This is a genomic window from bacterium (assembly GCA_040753555.1).
Taxonomy (GTDB): domain Bacteria; phylum UBA9089; class UBA9088; order UBA9088; family UBA9088; genus JBFLYE01.
In genome coordinates, this window is sequence record JBFMDZ010000023.1 from 1 (window position 1) to 20,666 (window position 20,666).

Annotated in this window: 19 protein-coding genes; 6 read left to right on the top strand and 13 right to left on the bottom strand. The window is 34.7% G+C overall.

Going from position 1 to position 20,666, the window contains the following annotated elements; translation table 11 throughout:
* The 6 genes from AB1630_03445 to AB1630_03470 form a co-directional block, all read left to right on the top strand.
* The coding region (locus AB1630_03445) for a pyridoxal-phosphate dependent enzyme (GenBank protein MEW6102863.1) at nucleotides 1-623 on the top strand (623 nt) is incomplete at its 5' end.
* Nucleotides 624-654: 31 nt separating this feature from the next.
* A complete protein-coding gene (locus tag AB1630_03450; GenBank protein MEW6102864.1) occupies nucleotides 655-2,649 on the top strand; it encodes an HDIG domain-containing metalloprotein in 1,995 nt (664 codons plus the stop codon).
* Complete coding sequence (gene ybeY, locus AB1630_03455) at nucleotides 2,624-3,028, top strand: rRNA maturation RNase YbeY (protein ID MEW6102865.1); 405 nt, start codon at nucleotides 2,624-2,626, stop codon at nucleotides 3,026-3,028. Before AB1630_03450 ends, ybeY begins: the two co-directional genes overlap by 26 nt.
* Nucleotides 3,022-3,735: a pyridoxine 5'-phosphate synthase gene (locus AB1630_03460; protein ID MEW6102866.1), complete on the top strand. Its 714-nt coding sequence runs from the start codon at nucleotides 3,022-3,024 to the stop codon at nucleotides 3,733-3,735. The genes ybeY and AB1630_03460 overlap by 7 nt, the downstream gene beginning before the upstream one ends.
* A complete protein-coding gene (locus tag AB1630_03465; protein MEW6102867.1) occupies nucleotides 3,736-5,253 on the top strand; it encodes a hypothetical protein in 1,518 nt (505 codons plus the stop codon).
* Nucleotides 5,250-7,109: an O-antigen ligase family protein gene (locus AB1630_03470; GenBank protein ID MEW6102868.1), complete on the top strand. Its 1,860-nt coding sequence runs from the start codon at nucleotides 5,250-5,252 to the stop codon at nucleotides 7,107-7,109. Before AB1630_03465 ends, AB1630_03470 begins: the two co-directional genes overlap by 4 nt.
* Before the next feature lie 25 nt (nucleotides 7,110-7,134).
* On the opposite strand, the gene acsC is transcribed toward AB1630_03470, so the two are convergent.
* From acsC to AB1630_03535, 13 genes are all read right to left on the bottom strand, one after another.
* Nucleotides 7,135-8,472: an acetyl-CoA decarbonylase/synthase complex subunit gamma gene (gene acsC / locus AB1630_03475; protein ID MEW6102869.1), complete on the bottom strand. Its 1,338-nt coding sequence runs from the start codon at nucleotides 8,470-8,472 to the stop codon at nucleotides 7,135-7,137.
* A gap of 80 nt (nucleotides 8,473-8,552) precedes the next feature.
* The gene (cutA, locus tag AB1630_03480; GenBank protein ID MEW6102870.1) at nucleotides 8,553-8,870 is read right to left on the bottom strand and encodes a divalent-cation tolerance protein CutA; all 318 of its coding nucleotides are present in this window, start codon (nucleotides 8,868-8,870) and stop codon (nucleotides 8,553-8,555) included.
* The gene (locus AB1630_03485) at nucleotides 8,867-9,805 is read right to left on the bottom strand and encodes a phosphoribosylaminoimidazolesuccinocarboxamide synthase (GenBank protein ID MEW6102871.1); all 939 of its coding nucleotides are present in this window, start codon (nucleotides 9,803-9,805) and stop codon (nucleotides 8,867-8,869) included. Before AB1630_03485 ends, cutA begins: the two co-directional genes overlap by 4 nt.
* Nucleotides 9,798-10,232, bottom strand: a complete 435-nt coding sequence (locus tag AB1630_03490) for an AIR carboxylase family protein (protein ID MEW6102872.1) — start codon at nucleotides 10,230-10,232, stop codon at nucleotides 9,798-9,800. Before AB1630_03490 ends, AB1630_03485 begins: the two co-directional genes overlap by 8 nt.
* Before the next feature lie 26 nt (nucleotides 10,233-10,258).
* Entirely contained in the window at nucleotides 10,259-12,448 is a 2,190-nt protein-coding gene (locus AB1630_03495; GenBank protein MEW6102873.1) for a DNA internalization-related competence protein ComEC/Rec2, read from the bottom strand.
* 3 nt (nucleotides 12,449-12,451) lie between these two features.
* The gene (locus AB1630_03500; GenBank protein MEW6102874.1) at nucleotides 12,452-13,798 is read right to left on the bottom strand and encodes a S41 family peptidase; all 1,347 of its coding nucleotides are present in this window, start codon (nucleotides 13,796-13,798) and stop codon (nucleotides 12,452-12,454) included.
* A 131-nt stretch (nucleotides 13,799-13,929) separates the two neighbouring features.
* Nucleotides 13,930-15,630 carry a secretin N-terminal domain-containing protein gene (locus AB1630_03505; GenBank protein ID MEW6102875.1) on the bottom strand — a complete coding sequence of 567 codons (1,701 nt, stop codon included), beginning with the start codon at nucleotides 15,628-15,630 and terminating at the stop codon, nucleotides 13,930-13,932.
* Nucleotides 15,623-16,120 (bottom strand): hypothetical protein, encoded by a 498-nt coding sequence (locus AB1630_03510; GenBank protein MEW6102876.1) that lies wholly within the window; start codon nucleotides 16,118-16,120, stop codon nucleotides 15,623-15,625. Before AB1630_03510 ends, AB1630_03505 begins: the two co-directional genes overlap by 8 nt.
* A 47-nt stretch (nucleotides 16,121-16,167) precedes the next feature.
* Nucleotides 16,168-16,734 carry a type 4a pilus biogenesis protein PilO gene (gene pilO, locus AB1630_03515; GenBank protein MEW6102877.1) on the bottom strand — a complete coding sequence of 189 codons (567 nt, stop codon included), beginning with the start codon at nucleotides 16,732-16,734 and terminating at the stop codon, nucleotides 16,168-16,170.
* The gene (locus AB1630_03520) at nucleotides 16,731-17,279 is read right to left on the bottom strand and encodes a PilN domain-containing protein (protein MEW6102878.1); all 549 of its coding nucleotides are present in this window, start codon (nucleotides 17,277-17,279) and stop codon (nucleotides 16,731-16,733) included. The genes pilO and AB1630_03520 overlap by 4 nt, the downstream gene beginning before the upstream one ends.
* Complete coding sequence (gene pilM, locus AB1630_03525) at nucleotides 17,276-18,376, bottom strand: type IV pilus assembly protein PilM (GenBank protein ID MEW6102879.1); 1,101 nt, start codon at nucleotides 18,374-18,376, stop codon at nucleotides 17,276-17,278. Before pilM ends, AB1630_03520 begins: the two co-directional genes overlap by 4 nt.
* Nucleotides 18,377-18,585: 209 nt before the next feature.
* On the bottom strand, nucleotides 18,586-20,136 hold the full coding sequence (gene gpmI / locus AB1630_03530) for a 2,3-bisphosphoglycerate-independent phosphoglycerate mutase (GenBank protein ID MEW6102880.1): 1,551 nt from the start codon (nucleotides 20,134-20,136) through the stop codon (nucleotides 18,586-18,588).
* On the bottom strand, nucleotides 20,137-20,666 hold a 530-nt coding region (locus AB1630_03535), incomplete at its 5' end, for a hypothetical protein (protein ID MEW6102881.1).

Here is a 20,666-nt window from a genome sequence, read left to right on the forward strand (position 1 = left end):
AATTGAGCAAAAAATACCCGATTTGCCTTGTTAATTCAATAAATCCATATAGGATAGAAGGCCAGAAGACAGCCGCATTTGAGATATGTGATACATTAAAGAAAGCTCCAGATTACAACATTATCCCTGTTGGAAATGCAGGAAATATTACCGCATATTGGAAGGGATATAAGGAGTATAAAGAGAGGGGAATAATAGATAGCCTTCCTGTGATGTGTGGATTTCAAGCCTCTGGTGCCGCACCCATTGTAGAAAATAGAATTATAAAAGAACCAAAGACCATTGCCACAGCGATTAGAATAGGAAACCCTGCCTCATGGAAGAAGGCAAAGGAGGCAATAAGTGAATCAAAGGGAATAATAGAAAAGGTCTCTGACGATGAGATTTTGGATGCATATAAGCTTATTGCAAAAGAGGGCATATTTGTAGAGCCAGCATCTGCGGCATCTATTGCAGGCTTGCTTTATCTTTCAAAAATGGGTTTTCTTGAAAAGGGAAAAATAGCCACCTGTATATTAACAGGGCATGGATTAAAGGATCCCGAATTGGTGATGAAAACAGTAAACATACCAGAAAGCATTCCTTGCAATATTGATATTATAACAAAACATATTTTTACTTGATTTCTTAAATTTTTAAAGGTATAATCATCTTGTGGATATTAAAAGGGTCTATCGCTTTTTGATAATAGCTTTGATAATAATTTTATCCTTCTTTCTTCTTATGCCACAAGCAAGTATTCCACTTAAGCAAAAAAAGGGGAAAATTAGCAAGGAAACTTATATAGCACCTTATGATTTTTCAATAATAGACAAAGAAAGGACAGAGGAAAAAATAAAAGATGAGCAATCAAGAATTTTGCCTTCCTACTCCTTTGATCTTACAACCTCTTTAAAATTGCTTGAAGATACTACGAAGCTTTTTTCAAAGATAGAGGATATAAGAAAGAAGGGAGGAGAAAGAAAAGAGGAGAAAATAAAAAAGCTCCTTCCCAATCTTTCATCAGAAGAGATAAAGCTTATTGCATCAGCTGATAAAAATGTATTTATTGAGATAGAAGAAAATATAAAGAATATGATGAATATCTGCCTTGAGAAGGGCATTCTTCCAGATGGTGTAATAGAGAAAGAAATAGAAATTACAAGGAAAAAAAAGGAGAAAGGAACAATTACCCTAGTTGAAAATCTCCTTACAGAAAGCAAAATAAAAAATTCTAATTTGAAGGAGCTAAAAATTCTTTCAAAACAACCAACAAATATTGATGAGCTTTCCTGGAAAATAGCATCATCTTACCTTATTCCAAACCTCTATTTTGATAAGGATGCAACAAGGAAAAGAATTAAGGAAAACAAAGAGATAGAGCCGATAATGGTCTTTGTGAAAAAGGGGGATATAATAGCCTCTGAAGGAGAGGTAATAGATGGGCTAACTGAGGCAAAGTTTAAGGCAATTTCTGAAATTTCAAAGGGGATAAGCAACAAAACCATTTATAGATTTATTATTATCTTTCTTCTTTTCATTTTCTTCATCATTGCTTTCATTTTTAAATATCAAAGGGATTTGAAGGAAGAGAAAATTATGGCTTTTTCTTTTATTTCCTTTTTTATAATTGCCTTTGCAAAATGCCTTACAATATGGATGCCAGATTTCTGGATGTATCTTCCATTTTCCTCTTTTTCAATTATAGTGGCATTGTTATCTTCATCGCTTCTTTCTTTGTTCCTTACATTTATTTTAAGCATCCTTATCTCCTTTATATTTGGATTGGAGCTTAATGTTCTTTTACTCTTTTTAAACTCTGGGCTTTTTTCTATATTCCTCCTTTCTCTAGCAAGAAAAAGGGCTGACCTTATTAAAGTTTGCTTGGGCATTTTCTTTTTTAATATCTTATTAAGTCTATTTCTTTTAGAAGAGCCATTAAGGGCAAAGATTATTTTTTCTTTTTCCAATGCAATTATTGTCTATTTTCTAACCATATCAACCCTTTATGTATTAGAGCTTTTCTTTTCTACAAACTTTAAGCTCCTTGAGCTTTCTGACCTTAATATTCCCCTTTTAAGGGATTTGTTTCTGGAGGCACCTGGAACATACCATCATTCACTTATTACAGGAACCTTAGCAGAGGATGCTGCTTTGTGCATTGGTGCAAATCCTATCCTTGCAAGGACAGGAAGCTATTATCACGATATTGGAAAAATTTTCAACCCCGAATACTTTCCTGAAAATCAGAAGGAGAGAAAGGAAATTTCGTCTCCTGCTATTTTAAAATCCCATATTGAAAGGGGTGTAAGCATTGCAAAGATAAAGCATCTTCCATCTGAAATTATAGAGATAATTCAATCCCATCATGGAACATCAAAGATTGGTGATGAGAGATACCCAGGTCCTTTACCAAATACAAAGGAATCTGCCATTGTTATGCTTGCCTCCTTAATTGATGAAAAAATAAGGGCATATGAGAAGCCATCGCCAGATGCAATAAAATCCATTGTAAAAGAGGTAATAGATGAAAAAATGTATTCACAAGAGCTTTGTGAAGCACCCCTTACAATTAAGGAGCTAAAGATTATAGAGGAAAGCTTTATAAATATTCTTATCACCCTATTTCACGCAAAGGATGCTGATGATGAAACAAAGGCTATTGGTTGATGTAGCTAATAGACAAAAAATAAGGCTTCCAATTAGACGAATAAAGGCAATAGCAAAGGAGGTTTTTGAGAAAGAAGGAAAGGTGGGCGAATTAAGTATTGCTTTTGTAGATGATAATGAGATAAAAGAATTAAATAAAAGGTTTTTAGGAAAGGACAAGCCAACAGATGTTTTATCTTTTCAATTAAACGAATCTATGGGAGAGGTCATTATTTCAACAGATACAGCAAAGAGACAAGCAATTGAATATGGAATTTCTTTTATTAGCGAAATTAGTGTTCTCCTTATTCATGGCTTGCTCCATATTTTGGGTTATAATCATTCAAAAGAAATGAGGCAAAAAGAGGAATTTTATTTAGGAGGGTTTAAGGAATGGTAAGGCTTGGTGTAAATGTAGACCATATTGCAACCCTTAGGGAGGCAAGGAAAGGTTTTGAGCCAGACCCTGTATCTGCTGCAATATTAGCAGAATTGGCAGGTGCTGATGGAATTGTTGTTCATCTTAGGGAGGATAGGAGGCATATTCAAGAGAGGGATTGCAGGATTTTAAGAGAGGTAGTAAGGGGAAAGTTTAATCTTGAAATGGCAGCAACGGACGAGATGGTAAAATTTGCAAAATCCTTAAGACCAGATTATGTAACCTTTGTCCCTGAAAGGAGGCAGGAGCTTACGACAGAGGGAGGTCTTGATGTTATCTCTGGATTTGATTTTATAAAGCCTTTAATTAGCATTCTTAAGGAAAGTGGGATAAGTGTAAGCCTCTTTATAGACCCCGATGTTGACCAGATAAAATCTGTAAACAAATGCAAGGCAGACGCCATAGAAATTCATACAGGGATGTATGCAAATGCAAAAAGTCAAGATGAAATAAAGGATGAGCTTGAGAGGATAAGGATTTCTGCAGAGCTTGGAAGAAAGCTAGGTCTTTCTGTCTATGCAGGTCATGGCTTAAATTACCAAAATGTTACAAGGATTTCCAAGATTTCCCAAATAGAAGAGCTCAATATTGGCCATTCAATTATTGCCAAAGCATCCCTGGTTGGCATTCAAGAGGCAGTAAGGTCTATGCTTAAGCTTATCAATTAAGTGATATTTTTCTTCCTCCTCCTTTCTTTACCCATCTTTTCCAAAGAGCTTCTTATTGAAGGAGAAAGAATTGAATACAAGGATGGTTCAATTTATGCCTCTTCAAAGACAACCCTTATTTTTGAGGATATAAAAATGACATCAGATGCTATTGAAATAAAGAATGATGAAATTTTATGTTCCTCTTGTTATCTCTCTACAGAAAACCTTCAATTCTTTGGGAAAAAGATTAAGAAAGAAAAAGATAGGATAGTGATAGAACAGGGATGGTTTAGCACCTGCTCTAATAAAAACCCCCATTATCGGCTTACCTCAAAGAATATTACAATAGGTCCAAAGATTGTAAAAGCCTCCAATATTACCTTAAGGATAGGAAATTTTCCAATTTTATATATTCCTTTCTATTCGTATCCTTTGAGAGATAAGGATTCTCCATATAGCATTGGATTTGGAAGGTCTGATTCTCTTGGTTTTTTTGTAAAGACAAGGTATAATTATTTCTTTCAAGAAAAAAAGATAGGGTTTCTTCTTGATTATTATCAAAAAAAGGGGGCTGGATTTGGAATGGAGAGCCAATCTTTTCTTGGCTATTGCAATAAAGAGAACTACATTTTGGAGGGCTTCTATAAAAAGGGGCAGGGATGTATAAAAATAGAAAAATCCTCTGATGCTCTTGCATCATATGATTATCTTAAGGGTGATATAAAAGATTATACAAGAAGCTATTTTATGTTAGAAAAATCAGGGTTTTCTCAATCAGCAAGGCTTATTTTTGAAGAAAATGATTATTTTTCAAGAAAAACAGAATATCTTCCAAAAGGAAATTTATTCTTTTCAGGAAGGAATATTAAAGGAGCTATAGCAAGCCTTAATATTTCAGGAGAAAATGTTAAAAGAGATACCTATACCCAAAATTTTACCATAAATCCAAAGATTTCAAAGCAAATTAAAATAGGAAATACTCCCTGCCTCCAAACCTTTGATTTTAAACTAAAAGATGGGGGTAGTTATTCCATCTCATCCTTTTCCAATATAAGGCTTATGTCAAATAAGAATATAAAGCTTGATCTTGGATACCTAAAGGAAAAAAACGATAAAATTCTCTTTCTGAAAGAGAGCTATTTTTCTAATGTAATGGGAAGCATTGAGGGAGAATTTCTTTTAGAAAGAAAAAAATTTGATAATATAATGTTTTTATTTTCTATGTCCAAAGGAAGGTTTTTTTTTATCTTTGATGGAAGGTATAAAAATGATAGGGTTAATACCTCCTTAAATATGGGGTTTCAAGGGGAAAAATATGGGATAGACCTATTTTGGGAAATATTGGAAAAGGGTGAGGATGTTATAGCATCATCTATTTTGTTTAAAAAAAGCGAAGATTTTTCATTTAAGCTTAACGGATATAATGGCGGAGAGGATTATATTGAACTTCTTATAATGAAAGCCCTTCATTGTATAAATTTGGATTTTAGAGTAAATACCAAAGGAGATTTTGGGCTAAATTTAAACTTGAGATGATAAACTATTTAGAAAAAGCAATAAAGGTTATCCTTGCAAGCTCTTTGGTTATTATCTCCCTGTATTTTGACAAAAATATTGTTGGCATATACGATATAAGCAAGGCATCAGGGCTTTGGGTTTTTGCCTTTATTATTCTTTCCTTATGGATTTCTCTTATTGTTTTAAAAGGAAAATGTGAATTTTTTAAAAACCCCCTTAACCTTCCAATCCTCCTTTGGCTTCTTGTTAATATTACCTCAACCATTACATCAGATGCTCCAATAATTAGTCTATTTGGCTTTTACAAGCGATACGATGGCCTTCTTACACAGATAAGCTACATTATCATTGCCCTGTCCTTCATCCACCTTTGCGATATTTCCTATTTAAAGAAAATTATTACCCTGATTGCTATTGTTGGAATAATTTCGGGAATATACGCAGTATTCCAATACTATGGCATGGATTTTTTCTTTCCAGAAAGGACGGGAGGTGGAAGGGTTATCTCATTTATGGGAAACCCTATCTTTGCTGCTACCTATCTTATTATGTCATTCTTTATAACCCTCTCCCTTTATTTTTATTACAAAGGCATTACCTCTTGGTTTTTCCTTATAGCTTCATCTATAATTTACATATCATCATTTATGGCACAAAGCAGGGGCCCTTTCTTGGGTTTTATCTTTTCATACCTTGTATTTGTTATTATATTTCTATTTTTAAGAAAAATGGATAAAAAATTCTTAATAAGCCTCATAATTATTGCGATAATAACAATTTTTTCAAATTTCTCGCTAAATTCAATCATTGGAAGGTTCTTTGGAGAGGTTTCTAAGGCAGCTAATGCTCAAATTGAAATAAAAGGCTCTGCGGGAGTAAGGCTTGCTATTTGGAGGGATGTTTTAAGGAATGTTTTAAAAAAGCCATTATTTGGAACAGGTCCAGATACAATGCCAATTTCATATCCAAAGTATAGAACCCTTGATACTGTGAAAAAGGTAGGGGTATATGCTACAGCTGAAAGCACACACAATGAATTTTTGGATATTTTAGCAACAAGGGGTATTTTGGGGTTATTAGCATATCTTTGGATTCTTCTTGTTTTTGTTATTCTTAGCATTAAGGCATTGCTTACATTCCAGGATAAATGGCTAATAGCTGGAATTGGCCTATCATGGCTTTCTTATATTGCCTCAAATCAATTTGCCTTTGGTGTCCATCCAACATCATTATTGTTTTGGGTTTTAACCGGCTCAATTGCCATTTTTTACAAACCAAAACAACAAAAGAAGCCAATTTCCTTGAAGATTCCTCAAAGCAAGATCTTCTTTGTTTTTTTAATATCCATAATTACAATGATTTTTCTTTTCTTTCTTAGCAAGCCATATCGGGCAGATATGCTATATAGGGTTGTATACGATATAAGGGATAAAAAGCCTTTGGAGGATGTAATTAAGGCAGCTGAGGATGTTTTAAGGGTATACCCCTATGATGTCCAATACCTTCAGGAGCTAAATAGCCTTTATCTTTCTGCAGCCCAACAGGGAAAAGATACAAAAATCTGGATTTCAAAGACAATGGATATAGCAAAAAAGCTTATCTTTGTAAATCCAAATTCTGATATAGGATATACGGTTCTTGCCATATCCTATTACCTTGAGGGAGGCTCTATGGATAAGGTTATTGAAAATTACAAAAAGGCAATTGAGTTAAACCCATATTCAGTAGATAGCCATTGCAATCTGGCTCAAACATATCAGAGGGAGGGGATGTTCAAAGAGGCAAAGATAGAGTATAAAAAAGCCCTTGAGGCAGACCCTGAATGTGAAAGGGCTATTTCTGGATTAAAAAGTTTAGGAGAAAAGCCTTTTTAGTAAGTGTGTGCCAAATTTACCCCTTTTAGGTTTTGAATTTCTGAAGAAAAATGGGAATGTCGGATGCTTCCCTAGGACCTACAATTACCTCCCAGGTTTTTAATTCCTCCTCAATCTCACCCTTTATTCCTGCAACATAGCCTGGGATTATTATCTTTCTATGAGAAACTTTTTCCTCTATTTTGCTTTTCTTTACATAAGCTGATATAAGCTCACCATTAAATTTTCCAGCAGACCATGAGGTCAGGGTTGAAAGCCCCCCTGTATCCATAATCATAAGGTATGTTGGAACCTTTGAGGCATCTATCTCACCCTGGACAATAAAGTATGTAAGAGAGAAATTTGTTGTAATGCAAATAGGCGATTTCTCATTAGGCCCATTTATCTCATAAATTTTCTCCTCAATTGCCATTGGCCTTTGCGGGTCTGTATAGATATTTAAAGATAAAACAAGAAGGGGGAATAATGATTCTCCTGCAAGGTCTGATAAAACAATTAGCCCCCCATATTTTACGATAAATGTTGCCGCATATAATGCCTCTTTCATTGGGTCATTTGTTAATTTAGCTGGAAAAACAATTGTTGGAAATCCAAGTGGTCTAAATTTTGAAATAAGTGCCTGCCTTCTTATAAATATTTGATGATAAAATGCCTCCTTTATTGTCTTTGGGCTTGAGTCAAGGATAATATCTTTTATTCCAAGGGAAATGAGCTTTTCAGTTAAAGATGAAAGGCTTTCTAAATCTTCTCCTTTTGCAACAATAGGAAGGTTATATTCCTTTGCAATACTTGCTATTTCATCTATATTGCTTTGGTTTGCAGAATAAAGAAGGGGTTTTCTTTCTTTTGTCATTTCAATTGCGGCTTTTAAGGCATCCATATTTTCTGATGAAAGGCAAAGAAGACCATTTGATTCTTTCATTACATAAGAAACAAGCTCTAAAAATTTTGCCTTTAAATTTGATGAATTTTCAAGGAATAAAAGGTTTGCTTTTAACATAAACCCTATTCTTTCAAATTTTAGGTTGTTAAAGGAGGCTATTTTTTTCTCCCAGATGCTTTTAGGCTCTTCATCCTTTATCAAAATGCAAATCGCAGGGGGATGAACAAATGTCTTTTCATGGCGAAAGAATACAGTCTCCTCTCCTATGGCAAAATTATCACCAATAATTACCTTTCTTATTGGCGGAGCCTGGCTTTCTTCCAAAAATGCCTTTGTCTCATCTTTTACATATGGGCATTTAGAGACCTCAACCTTACTAGATGCAAGCTGCATTGCAAATGCAAGGCAGGTTGGAAAACCGCATTCCTTACAATTTGTTTTAGGAAGATGCTTAAATATCTCAATACCAGATAAAGCCATACATTTATTATATACTAAAAATCATTGGATTTCAAGAATTTTGTTTTGTGTTATTTAAGATAAACTTAAGATTTTCCCTTTTATTTTAGGCTCTTATCTATCCACTCAAGGTAGGAAGAAGAGCCATTAATTATAGGCAGGGCAATTATTTCAGGAATACAATATGGATGATTGCTTTTTATAAGAGAAATTACATCATCCAAAACATCCTTTTTTGTCTTTATAAACAATTGTGCCTCATTTGCAAATTCTATCTTTTCTTCCCAGAAAAAGATTGAGGAGAGATTTGAAATAATGCTTACGCAGGCTGCCTTTTTTTCTTTTATAAGGATTTCTCCTATTTTCTTACCATCTTCTTTTGTAGGTGTTGTTGTAAGAACAAGGATATAATCGTTCATATAAATTCTTTTATTTCCTTTATTGCCTCTTTTAAAGGAGGGGCAGGAAACCATTCCTTTTTTGTAATTTCATTGCAACAAGCACAATAGATTTGTGAGATTAACAATTTCAATCTCTCTGGAAGGGGTTCTGGTTTTAATGTGCATATCTCTTTAAAATTTTGCCTATCCTTGTTTTTTGCCTCCTCCAATGTCTTATACCAAGGGGTTCTTCTGTAATAGATTCTTGCTATCTCCTTGCTTACTGGAATGCCTTCATAGCTAAAACGGCATTCATCCAATGTCCCAAAAACATCAACCACAATAAAATTGGAAGCCTCATCAAAACCAAATTCTATTTTCCCATCCTCGTTTATTAAGCCTATCCTTTGTAATTCCCCTGTTATAAGAGAATTAAGATTAAAAGTAATTTTCTTTAATTCGTCCATCTCTTCCTTGCTTAAACCTGCAATTTTTTCTGCTTCATTTAACATTAGGTATCTATCTGTTGCTTCAAGCTTTGTAGAAACATCAAACATTGGCCCTTCTAATTTTTTTCCTTTTAAGTAATTCCTGTAAATTATCTCAAGTGGGATTAAAAAGGATGCCTTTTCCCTTTGATATATTGAGTAATCATAATGCCCATCCTTAAAGGCTGGCTTTAAAACCCTTAATAGTCTAACCTCCATTGTATTTGTTGGCTTTTTTATAGAGGAAAGACCTTTTATTTTATCATCTTCTACAAGACCTATATAATGGGTTTTAATTCCTTTGCTTTGGCATTTTTCAAAGAAATATGATGAAAGGATTGCGATTGATGCCCCTTTTTGTGGAATAAGGTCTGGCATTTCTCCCCAATCAAAGACAGAGTATCTATCGGAGAATACAAACCTTGCTCTTCCGCATTTAGTGGCTGTTGGCTCTTCTAATACCCCTATATCCTTTACACTACCCATCAATAGATTCCCTTATTTGGTTTTGGTAATCCTCTATCTTCTTTTGGATTTCTTTGTCTTTAAGACCTAATATTTTAAGGGCAGCAAGGCCTGCATTCTCTGGCTCTAAAACAAACATTGATGCAACAGAGGATGACATCCTTATACTTGAAAATATATCAAACCATTCTGGGTTTGGAGGGCAGGCTATAACAGGATAGATCGTTTGAAAATCAACAAATCCTGACAGAGCATTGCTTCTTCCAGCGACTGTAATAAAAACAACATCCTCATATTCCTTAATAATTTCAAGGCATTTTAGGGGTGTTTTATGTGCTGATGCAATTTTTAAGGAAGATTCTACCCCAAATTTTTCTAAAAAAGAGGCAATCCTTTTTGAAAAATCCATATCATTCTTTGAGCCCATAATAATAACTACCTTATTCATACAATAATTTTAACAAAGCCCTATTATTATTTCAAGTATGTTTCTATTTTGAAGGCATTTTTTGAAGACTTGATGGTAATAGCTCCATATTCATTTGTGCTTATAATATCCTCTGATATTGCATCCCATCCCTCTGCTATAATTACCTCTGGTTTTACAAGGGAAAGGAATTTTTCGGGAATTTTGTTCCTTCCATGATGGGGGGATTTAAGGATTGTTGAGTTTAAGCCTTCTTTGTAATATTTAGAAATGTCTGTTATAGCCTCTTTTTCAATGTCCCCTGGAAGGAGAAACGAAAGGTCTTTTGAGCTTACCTTTAATACCAATGAATTATTGTTATCATCAGAAAACATTTCTTCTGGTGGGTTTAAAACCTCAATATCAAGGTCTAATCCTTTAATTTTATTCCCCATTTTTAGCCTTTGCAAAGAAAAACCCTTTTCTTTAATGACAGCTTTAAAATCCTGATATGTTTTAGAGGAACAATCCAGGCCATTATAAAATACCCTTCCTACCTTAAGCTCTGTTAAACAATCAATTAAGCCTCCAATATGGTCAGCATCAGAATGGGTTGCAAAGATTGCATCTATCCTATCTATCCCCCTATATCTTAAAAATGGAAGGACGCAAGACCTTCCCATACCAGGAGGGCCTCCATCAATTAAAATATTGCATCCCTTTGGGCTTCTTATAAATATAGAATCACCTAATCCAACATCAAGAAATGTTGCTTCAAATACAGGGGTTTTCAAAACATTATACAAAAGCATTAGATTTATAATGACCAATGTCGGGATAAAAAGGGCTTTTATCCTATTTGCAAATACAAAGATAAAGAAATAAAGGAAGATAACAATTGGAATACCTGGAGAGGGAAGGCTAATTGAACTTGCTGGAATATATGAAAAATAAAGAACTGCTTTGATTGTAAGGTTTGTTAATAAAAAAAGGGGCAGGACAAAAAGGTTTGCCAGATATAAATTTATAAACCCTAAAAATATAAATATAAGCCCAAAAGGAAGAAGAACACCAACCAGGGGGATAACAATAAAATTTGAGAGGGGGGAGATTAAAGATACCCTTGAAAACCAAAATAAGACGAGAGGGGCTATTCCAATAGAGGCAGAGATACAGCTTGATATAAATAAAAACAGCTTATTCTTTCTAATTATAAGCCGTGGTGTAAGATAGATAAGGGAAAGACAGGCAACAAAGGAAAGCTGGAAGCCAATATCATATAATTCATAAGGGTTTTTAAGAAGGATAATAAAAGCAGCTATGGCAAGGGTATTGTAGGCATTAGATTCCCTTTCAAATATAAAGGAAAAAATGAATACACATATCATAATTAAAGAACGAACCGTTGGAGTAGATGAGCCTGTTATCAGACAAAATAAAAAGAGAAATGGCAAGCTAAAAATAAATTTATATGGCTTTTTTATTCCTATGTTCCCAAATACAATAACAAGAAAACCAAAAAGCAATGCAAGATGAAGCCCTGAAACAGAGAGGATGTGGATTGTTCCTGTGTCAGCAAATGCCTTGTTAAGACAATCGCTTATCCCAACCCTCTCTCCAAGGATAATTCCCAACAAAAAGCCTCTTTCCTCAGGAGGAAACAAAGAAAGTATCTCTTCTGCCCTTTTTTTAATCTTTCCTGCAAGTAATAAAAGGGGGTTTATTTTTCCTTTTCCAAGCACTACAACATTATCTGCCCATGCACTACAATAGATTCCCCTTCTTGCAAGCACCTTCTTTTTGTTATACCTTCCTGGGTTTTTATATTCCTTTGGCTCTTTTATCTTTATATCAGGAATAAAAAGCTTATCAGAAAGGGAGAGATTGGAAGGCTTTACACTTACAGAAATAAGACCATCTGCCTTTTTGCCATTAAAAAATTCTGCTTTTAAGACAAGGTATGTCCTTTCTGGATACCTCATAGGATAATCAATGATTACACCTATAAGATTCCCCTTTTCTCCAACATAATTTGCAATATTAAAGGCTCCTTTATAAGAATGGAGCTTGCAGGAAAAAGAGCCAAAAAAAATAATTGAAAGATAAAGGAAAACAAAAGAGGTTTTATTCTTTAAAGACAAGAAAATAAAAAAGAGAGGGATTGATACAAGAAGGAATGGATAGGAATATGGAAGATTATTTATTGAAATCCCCAGTATGTAAAAAACAAGGATGGGAACAAATGGTTTTCTACTCAAAAATTATTCCTTCCAGAATTCTCTTGCCTTAATAATCTCAATTGCCCTTGCAAGCTGTAAGTCGCAATACCTATCAATAATAGAGGGTTTTTCGCCTTTTAGCTCTTTTGCCTCCTTTTCTATATCACGAAGGATATATTTTCTCTCAATCTCTATTCCACTTTTCTTAAGGCTTGCTATAAATTGCTCTATTTCTTTGTCTGTATAGGTAGCATTGTTTTCTACAAAATCTTCTGTTAATGTTCCATCCTCAAATTTCTCAATAATTTTTCTCTTTTCCTCTGGTATTTGTTCCTCATCAACAACTATATTTGGCTCTATGCCTTTGCCATGAATAAGGTTTCCATTGGGTGTATAGTAATGGGCTGTTGTTAAGGCAAGCCCAGAGCCATCAGAAAGGTTATACACTGTTTGAACAGATGCCTTTCCAAATGTCTTCTTTCCAAGCAAAATTCCCTTTTTATGGTCTTTTAAGGCACCTGCTAATATTTCAGCACCCGATGCTGTTCCACCATTTACAAGAATAACCATCTTTGCCTTAACCTTTGCCTCTGAATTTTCTGCAACATACCTTATCTCTGGTGTATTCTCCCTTCCCTTTGTATAGACAACAAGAGAGCCTCCTGCAAGAAATTTTCCCGAAACACCAACCGAAGCCTGAAGGGTTCCACCACCATTATTTCTTAAGTCAAGCACAATATATTCTGGATTTGCCTTTGAGACTTCATTAAATGCATCATTAAACTCAAGAATTGTATTGTTATTGAACGATGTAATTCTTATATAAGCTATTTTATCATCAATCATCTCCGATTTTACGCTCTTTATCTTTATGACATCCCTTGTTATTGTATAGCTAATGGGATTTGGCTCATTCCTTCTTGCAATGGTAATGGTAACATTTGTTCCGGGTTGACCCCTCATTTTGCTTACTGCATCTTGCAGGGTTATTCCCTCGGTTGATGTTCCATCAATATGGGTTATCCAATCATCTGCTTTTACACCTATTTTATAGGCTGGTGTATCCTCTATGGGCGATATGACAACAAGCTTATTATCCTTTATTGTAATTATTATCCCCAATCCGCCGAATTGCCCAGAAAGCTCTGTCTCCATCTCCTTATGTGCCTGCGGCGGCATAAACCTTGTAAATGGGTCCTGTAGGGTTTGAAGCATTCCATTGATAGCCCCATAGATAAGCTCTTTTGAATCTAGTTTTGCTGGGTCTACATAGGCCTGCCTTACATAAGAAAATACCTCAGAGAATACATCTAGCTCTTTATAGCTTTCTTGTGAATAGGCAAGAAAAACAATGCCAATTAAGGCAATCATCAATAATCCTTTCTTCATTATGTTTATCTGTTTTTAAAATTCATCATCTTATTTAGAACAGAAGTGCAGAAGAGCGGAAGGGTTAACTAAAAACTTTTTTGCTTCCGAGCTTCCGAGCTTCCGAGCTTTAAGCACTTTTGCACTTTCTTTCATTGATTTAGAATATGTGGAGTAAGGAAAACAAGAAGCTCTCGTTTCATTGGAATGCCTGTTGAGGAAGCTCTTGTGCTTTTATGTCTAAATGCCCTTCCTATAAATGGAAGGTCAGAGAAAAATGGCACAGAATATTCTATTACCTGCTCATCCTTAGCAATCATTCCACCTATTACAATTGTTTCTCCATCCTGCACTATAATCTTTGTTTCAATCTCTTGCTCACTCTTTGTAGGAGCTGTATGTTCTCCTACGCCTGCTACCTCAATCGTATTTTCTGGATTTCCACCCTTTGTTGAAATTTTAAGCTCTAAAAGCACAGTTTTATCAGGGTTAACCTTTGGGGTTATCTCAAGCTCTGTTGTCATATCAATGTATTTAACAGAGACGCCGACCGCACTACCCTCTGCTGATGGTGTTGTCTCTGCATAGGGAGCCTCTCCACCAACCTTTATCTTTGCCTTTTGATTATCAGATGTAGCAATCTTTGGAGCAGAAATTAGCTCTGCCTTTTCCTTTGTTATTAAGTTTTGGAGTTGAAGGAAAAGATTTGTATTTTCAGAGAGCCTTCCAATAGAAAAATTTGTTGAGGAAAGACCTGGTTGAAGATTAACCAGCCCTTCTGTTGTATCTTGTGCAGAGGATGGATGGGTAAACCCCCATCTAATCCCAAGGTTCTGGGTTTCATTGGAATCTATGGTTACCATCTTTGACTCAATCATAATTTGAGGGGTCGGCAAATCAAGGTTTTTTATTACACCCTTTATTTCCTCTAAATTCTTTGATGTTGTTGTAATTATTAAGGAATTTGTCCTTTTATCTATAACAATCTTTCCTCCTGCATCTGGGTCTAAAAGTGGCTCAATATTCTTTGACATATCCTCTGCCTTATCATAGTTTATAGGAACAACCTCTGTGCTAACAGCTGTTTTTAAAAGATTTTCCTTTGTGTCTACCCTAATTATTCCATCCTCCTCTACCCAATTAAAGTTATTTGGCTTTAAAATCATATTTAATGCCTGATCCCATTTCACATTATTAAGCTCAATGGTTATTACACCAGATACATCAGGGCCTGAAACAATATCCTTTTTTATCTTTTTGGATAATGCCCTTAAAACATCAAGGAGATCTGTCTCATAAAACCTCATAGAAAATAATTCTTCCTCTTTCTCTTCCTCTATTTTTTCCTCTTTAGGTTTTATAGCCTCCTCTATCTTTCCTAAAGGAGGAAGAATACCCATTTCTGGTACAGGGACAGGTTCCTCCTTAACCTCTTTCTTTACCTCCTTTTTTTCTGATATACCTGTATCCATCTCAATTAAACAGCTATTTTTATCAGAAAGGAGTTGGTATGGATAGACCTGCTTTAGAGCAATTGTTACCCTTGTAATCTTAACAGGCTCCTTTAACCTCTGCTGTGAAGAAATACCTAAAATAGCATTGCTTCTATTTTTAATCTTCTCTTTCAAAAGGCTATCTTCGGCATTTAAAAGGTCAATTATAAGCCTTGGTGGATTCAAGATGACAAATGCCCTATACTGAGGCACATCATTTGTGGCAATTACCACCCTTGTTTTTCCATTCTCATCATACCCTTCTATCCCTGTCAATTGATACCCTTGTGCTACCCCAAAAAACCCTAATAATGCAACCAGAAATATCTTCTTCATTCTATTTCCTCCTTGTTTATTCATAGCTTTCCTCCTCTATTTCTTTTTCTTCCATCTTTAAAAATGCATTTTTTCCCTTTTTGGTTAAAATTATTTCATTTTGCTTTACCTTTGCTTTTACATCAGGAATTTCATTCCCATCTTTATCAAGAAGCTTATTATCTACAAAGAGATAATTCTCGCTCTCGGTTTTAACAATAGCCATTTTTTCCTTTTTATCAAAGATATACCCTGAAATAGTCCATCCTTCCATTTCTGATTCTTCTGTCTTTGTTCCCTTTTCAACCACTTCGACCTCTCTACTTCTTATCCCTTTTGCTATTCCTACTCCTCTTAATGGAATGAATGGATCCCTCCTTCCCATATCAAGGTATTGATATGTCTCGTATTTTGGAGGAGGAACCTCAACGGGAATAGCAGGTCTTACAGGTGGCTCAACAGGCTTTACCTCTTCCTTCTTTTTGCATCCTGAAACAATAACCAAACAACAAATAACAAGTGATAGAATATTCAATAAATTCTTACCACACTTTTGACTTTTGACTTTTGACTTTTGACTTTTCATCTGTATATATACGACTCAAGCTTTAAAGGAACACTAACTGTATCAACAGGCCCTTTTTTTTCTTCTGTTGTTTGACCTCCACCACTTGCACCTACGGATAGGTCTATTGTGTTAATAAGCCTTTCAAGGTTTCCAATTGCACAAATAAATTTTATTACATTATGAAATGTTCCAGTAATAGAAAGGTTAATGGGATATACCGCATAGTCACCCTTTTCTTCTATAGTTCCTGGTGAAAAAGCTGGAAAATAAACCTTATATTCCTCAGAAAGCCGGGTTAGGGTTGTAAGAAGATAGGGAACATCCAGGTCTTTTGGAAGAACCTGTTCTGCATAGGAAAGCTCAATTTTAAGCCTTCTTGATTCCTCTTCAACAAAGGGAAGCCTTGCTGCCTCTTTTCTATTTGCAGAAAGGGTTGTTTCTTTGTCCTTTTTCTGTGAAGAAAGGCTTTTTATCTCATTGTTTAATGGCTTAAAAAAATTGTTGTAAAAGACAAAACCACCACCTCCAATAATTAGAAAAATTATTAGGTATAGCTTTTGCTTCTCGGTTAATTTCTTCATAGATTATATTTTAGTGTCAAACCAAAGGTTACTGTTTTTTCTTCACTCTCCCTTCCTGATGAAGAAACAGCACTAAGGGTTATATCGCTAAAGAATGGATTTTCCATTAAAACTACAATAAAATTTGCAACAGAGTAGTTAGAAAACCCTGAACAAGAAAGGGAAATGCCATTTTCTTCTGTTGGAGAAAGTGAGGAAAGCCAGATATCTGGTGTTATTGTTATTGTCTTGCTTACCTCTTCTAAAACCTTTACCCATTTAAACCTTCCCTTTATAAGGGTCTGAATTACAGAAAGCCTTCTATTTATCTCGGCATTTTCAGCCTCTATTTGCTTAATCTTATCCAATGTTGGCTGAAGACTTGCAATTTCTTCATCTATCTTTTTAATATTAGCCTGAAGACCAAGCTTTTTCATATTGAGATAAAAACCTATTCCAGAAAGAATCATTGCATAAAGAAGAACAATGCTTACAATAAATATACCCTGTTGCCTCTTTTTTCTTTTTTCTATTATTTCTGGTGGAAGAAGGTTTATTATTGTCATTGTAATCCTCTAAGTGCCAAGCCAATGCTTGCTGTAAACCCTGTTTTTTTTCTTTCAATCTCACCTGGCTTAAAATTACCTTTTGAAAGGTCTATATTTAAAAAGGGATTTGTAAGAACAACATTTATTCCCAATCCTTGAGAAAGAAAGGCTGGCAGGTTTGGAAGGTTGGCGCTTCCACCACTTAAGATAATCTTATCAATATTCTTTTTATAGCTTGGAAGCTGGGTATAATAATAGGTAAATGATCTATCAAGCTCATCAAGAAGCCTTGAGGCAACAGATTCTAAACAATAGGATATTCTTCCCTTTTCGTCATCTGTTACTGTCCCATATTCTTCTCCTAAAAGTATTGCTCCCTTTTCCTCCTTTTTATTTTCTGCCTCAGAAAATGTTATTCCAAATTCATCCTTTACACTGTCTGTAAAATCATTTCCACCAACAATAATATCCCTATTAAAGGATGATGCATTGCCCTCTATAATGTTTATATTAGTTGTCCTTCCTCCAATATCAACCAAAGCTACAACCTTTTCTCCTTTTGTAGAGCCCTCTTCACCTATTTCCCAGGCATCCTCTATTCCAAATGTATCAACATTGATATAAATAGGATCAAGACCTACCTTTTGAAATATATGGATATATTCATGGATAACCTCCCTCTTTGCTGCAACAAGAAGAACCTCCATTATCCTCTCTTCCTTCTCAATAAAATCCTTTGTAATATGGAAATCCATCAATGCCTGCTCCACCTCAAATGGAATATGCTCCTCTGCTTCAAACCTTATTACTTCACGAAGCTCCTCAGGAGGCATATATGGAAGCTTCAGGTATCTTATTACAACAGAAGATGATGGAATGGATACATAAACCTCATGCGCCTTTATTTTATTTTCTGATAAAAGCTTCTTTATAGCATCAATGGCTAGATTGCTCCAGGCATCCTTTTCATCATCGCGAAGAGGTTCGCTATGTATCTTTCTTTTACAGAGATTAAGAAGGAAGATCTTATCCTTTTTCTTTAACCTACATAGCTTAACTGAATCAATAGTAAGCTCTATGCCTGTTGCGATTTTTCCCAAAGGATTCTTTAACATAATTAAAAATATACAACAAATATCTCTTTCCTGTCAAGGAATTTTTGACTAAAAAGGAAAGGATTAAAAAAAACTCGTATCTACTCACCTTCTGACAAGCGAAAAATAATAAAATCCTAAATTCAAAATCCTAAACAATATCAATTTTTCCCATATTTTTAAATCTTTGTCTTCTTGTCTACTTAAAAAACCTGAGTAGTTACTAAAAATTAAGATATTAGGCTTTCACTAGTCATCTCTTTTGGCTTTTCTATTCCCAATAAATCTAATATTGTAGGGGCTATATCAGACAGAATACCTTTAGGCTTAAGTTTTATATTCTTATAATCATTTGCAATATAGATAAATTCTACAGGATTTTTAGTATGAGCAGTTTTAGGTAGTCCCGTTTGATAGTCTATCATTTCTTCTGCGTTTCCATGATCAGAGGTGACTAATGCTATACCATTTTGCGATAAGACTTTTTCTACTACCTTACCTACACATTCATCTACTATCTCTACTGCTTTTATTGCTGATTCATAATTTCCAGTATGTCCCACCATATCACAATTAGCAAAGTTTAAAACAATAAAATTAAACCTATTGGAATCTATCTCCTCTATTACTCTCTTTGTAACATCGTAAGCATTCATTTCTGGATGTTCTGCAAATGTTGCAGGATCGTACATACTTTTAATCTCAACTCGTTTCTCATTAAAAAATGGTTCAATAAGTTTTCCATTAAAAAATGAGGTGACATGTCTAAACTTTTGACTCTCAGAAATGCGAAGTTGTGTTAATCCGTTTTTGCTTATGACCTCCCCTAAAAGATTTTCCATACCCCCCCTTTCATTCATTGGCTCTAATACATAAAATGGGAAAGCATCGTAATATCTTGTTAGTCCACAATAAACTATATCTAGTTTTTCCCATCTTTGCATAGGATAATTATTATCAATAAAAGCTTGGGTTAACTGGATAGCTCTATCTTGGCGATAATTAAAATGAATAACTGAATCACCATTTTTTATTCCTGGAAAGTTATCTATTATAAATGGGGGAATGTATTCATCAAACATTGGTGTCCCATCAGGTGTCTTATCTTCATCATAAGCTTTTTGGATTGCCTCTTCTGCTGTGCCAACTCTAATTCCTTCTGCCTTTGTTAATGCATTATAGGCTCGCGTAGTTAAATTATAGTTTTTGCCTCTGTCCATAGCATAATATCGTCCTATCAAAGTAGCAATCTTACCTATCCCGCATTCTTTTATTTTCTTGTTCAACACCATAAGGAACTCTAGAGCGCTTCTTGGAGGAGTATCTCTCCCGTCTGTAAAAAAATGGATAAATAAATTCTTAAGGTTTTTTTCCTTAGCGTGTTTCATTATCGCAAATAGGTGATCTTGATGAGCATGAACGCCCTCATCTTGGACGAGTCCCATCAAATGAAGAGAAGAATTGTTTGCTTTACAATTTTCAATAGTTTTTTGGAAGTTGGTATTCTCAAAAAAACTGCCATCTTCCATAGCATCATTTATTCGTTTTAATTCTTGTTCTACAATTCTTCCTGCACCTATATTAAGATGCCCAACCTCAGAAGAACCTTGGTACCCCTCGGGCAACCCAACTGCGAGCCCGTGGGCTTTCAAAATTGTATTAAGATATTTTCTTAAAAAAGTATTCATATTAGGTGTTTTAGCATTTACCACCGCATTATACTCTAAATTGGGATTTATCCCCCACCCATCACGGATTATAAGGACAATATTTTTTTTCATTTATCTTTCTATAAGACTCTGAAATCTTATTGCAAACAGAATTACCCCAATTAGATATAAAATTGTTATTGCATAGACAACCCAATGAAATTTGAATTGTATCTGTTTTTTGAAAATCTTCAATGCAGGAACAGGTCTTTTGCTTCGCAGAGTATATTTATAAAAACCTAAAATGGACTCTAATTGTTTCAAGTAATCTCTCAGAGAATGACTAATTTTATGCATCCACCAATAAAAAAATGTGGCAAAGAAATGCACAAACCAGGCAAAGAAGAGAGTAATTATCTTTACTATTATATGAAGTGAGTTAAGGGTAGAAAGCACATAGCCGGCTATAGCGAAACTAATTGCACACAAGGTTGTATAGGTTCCCCATCTCAAATTTGTATATTCTTGCTCAAGTTTTGTAGTCTCTATATATTCTCTTTCAATAGCCCCTATAGCTTCATCTTCACCAAAAACTTTAAATATTTTCTCAATTTTTTCTTTGAATTCCACATTATTTTTTAAATTTTCATCTTGTTCTATAT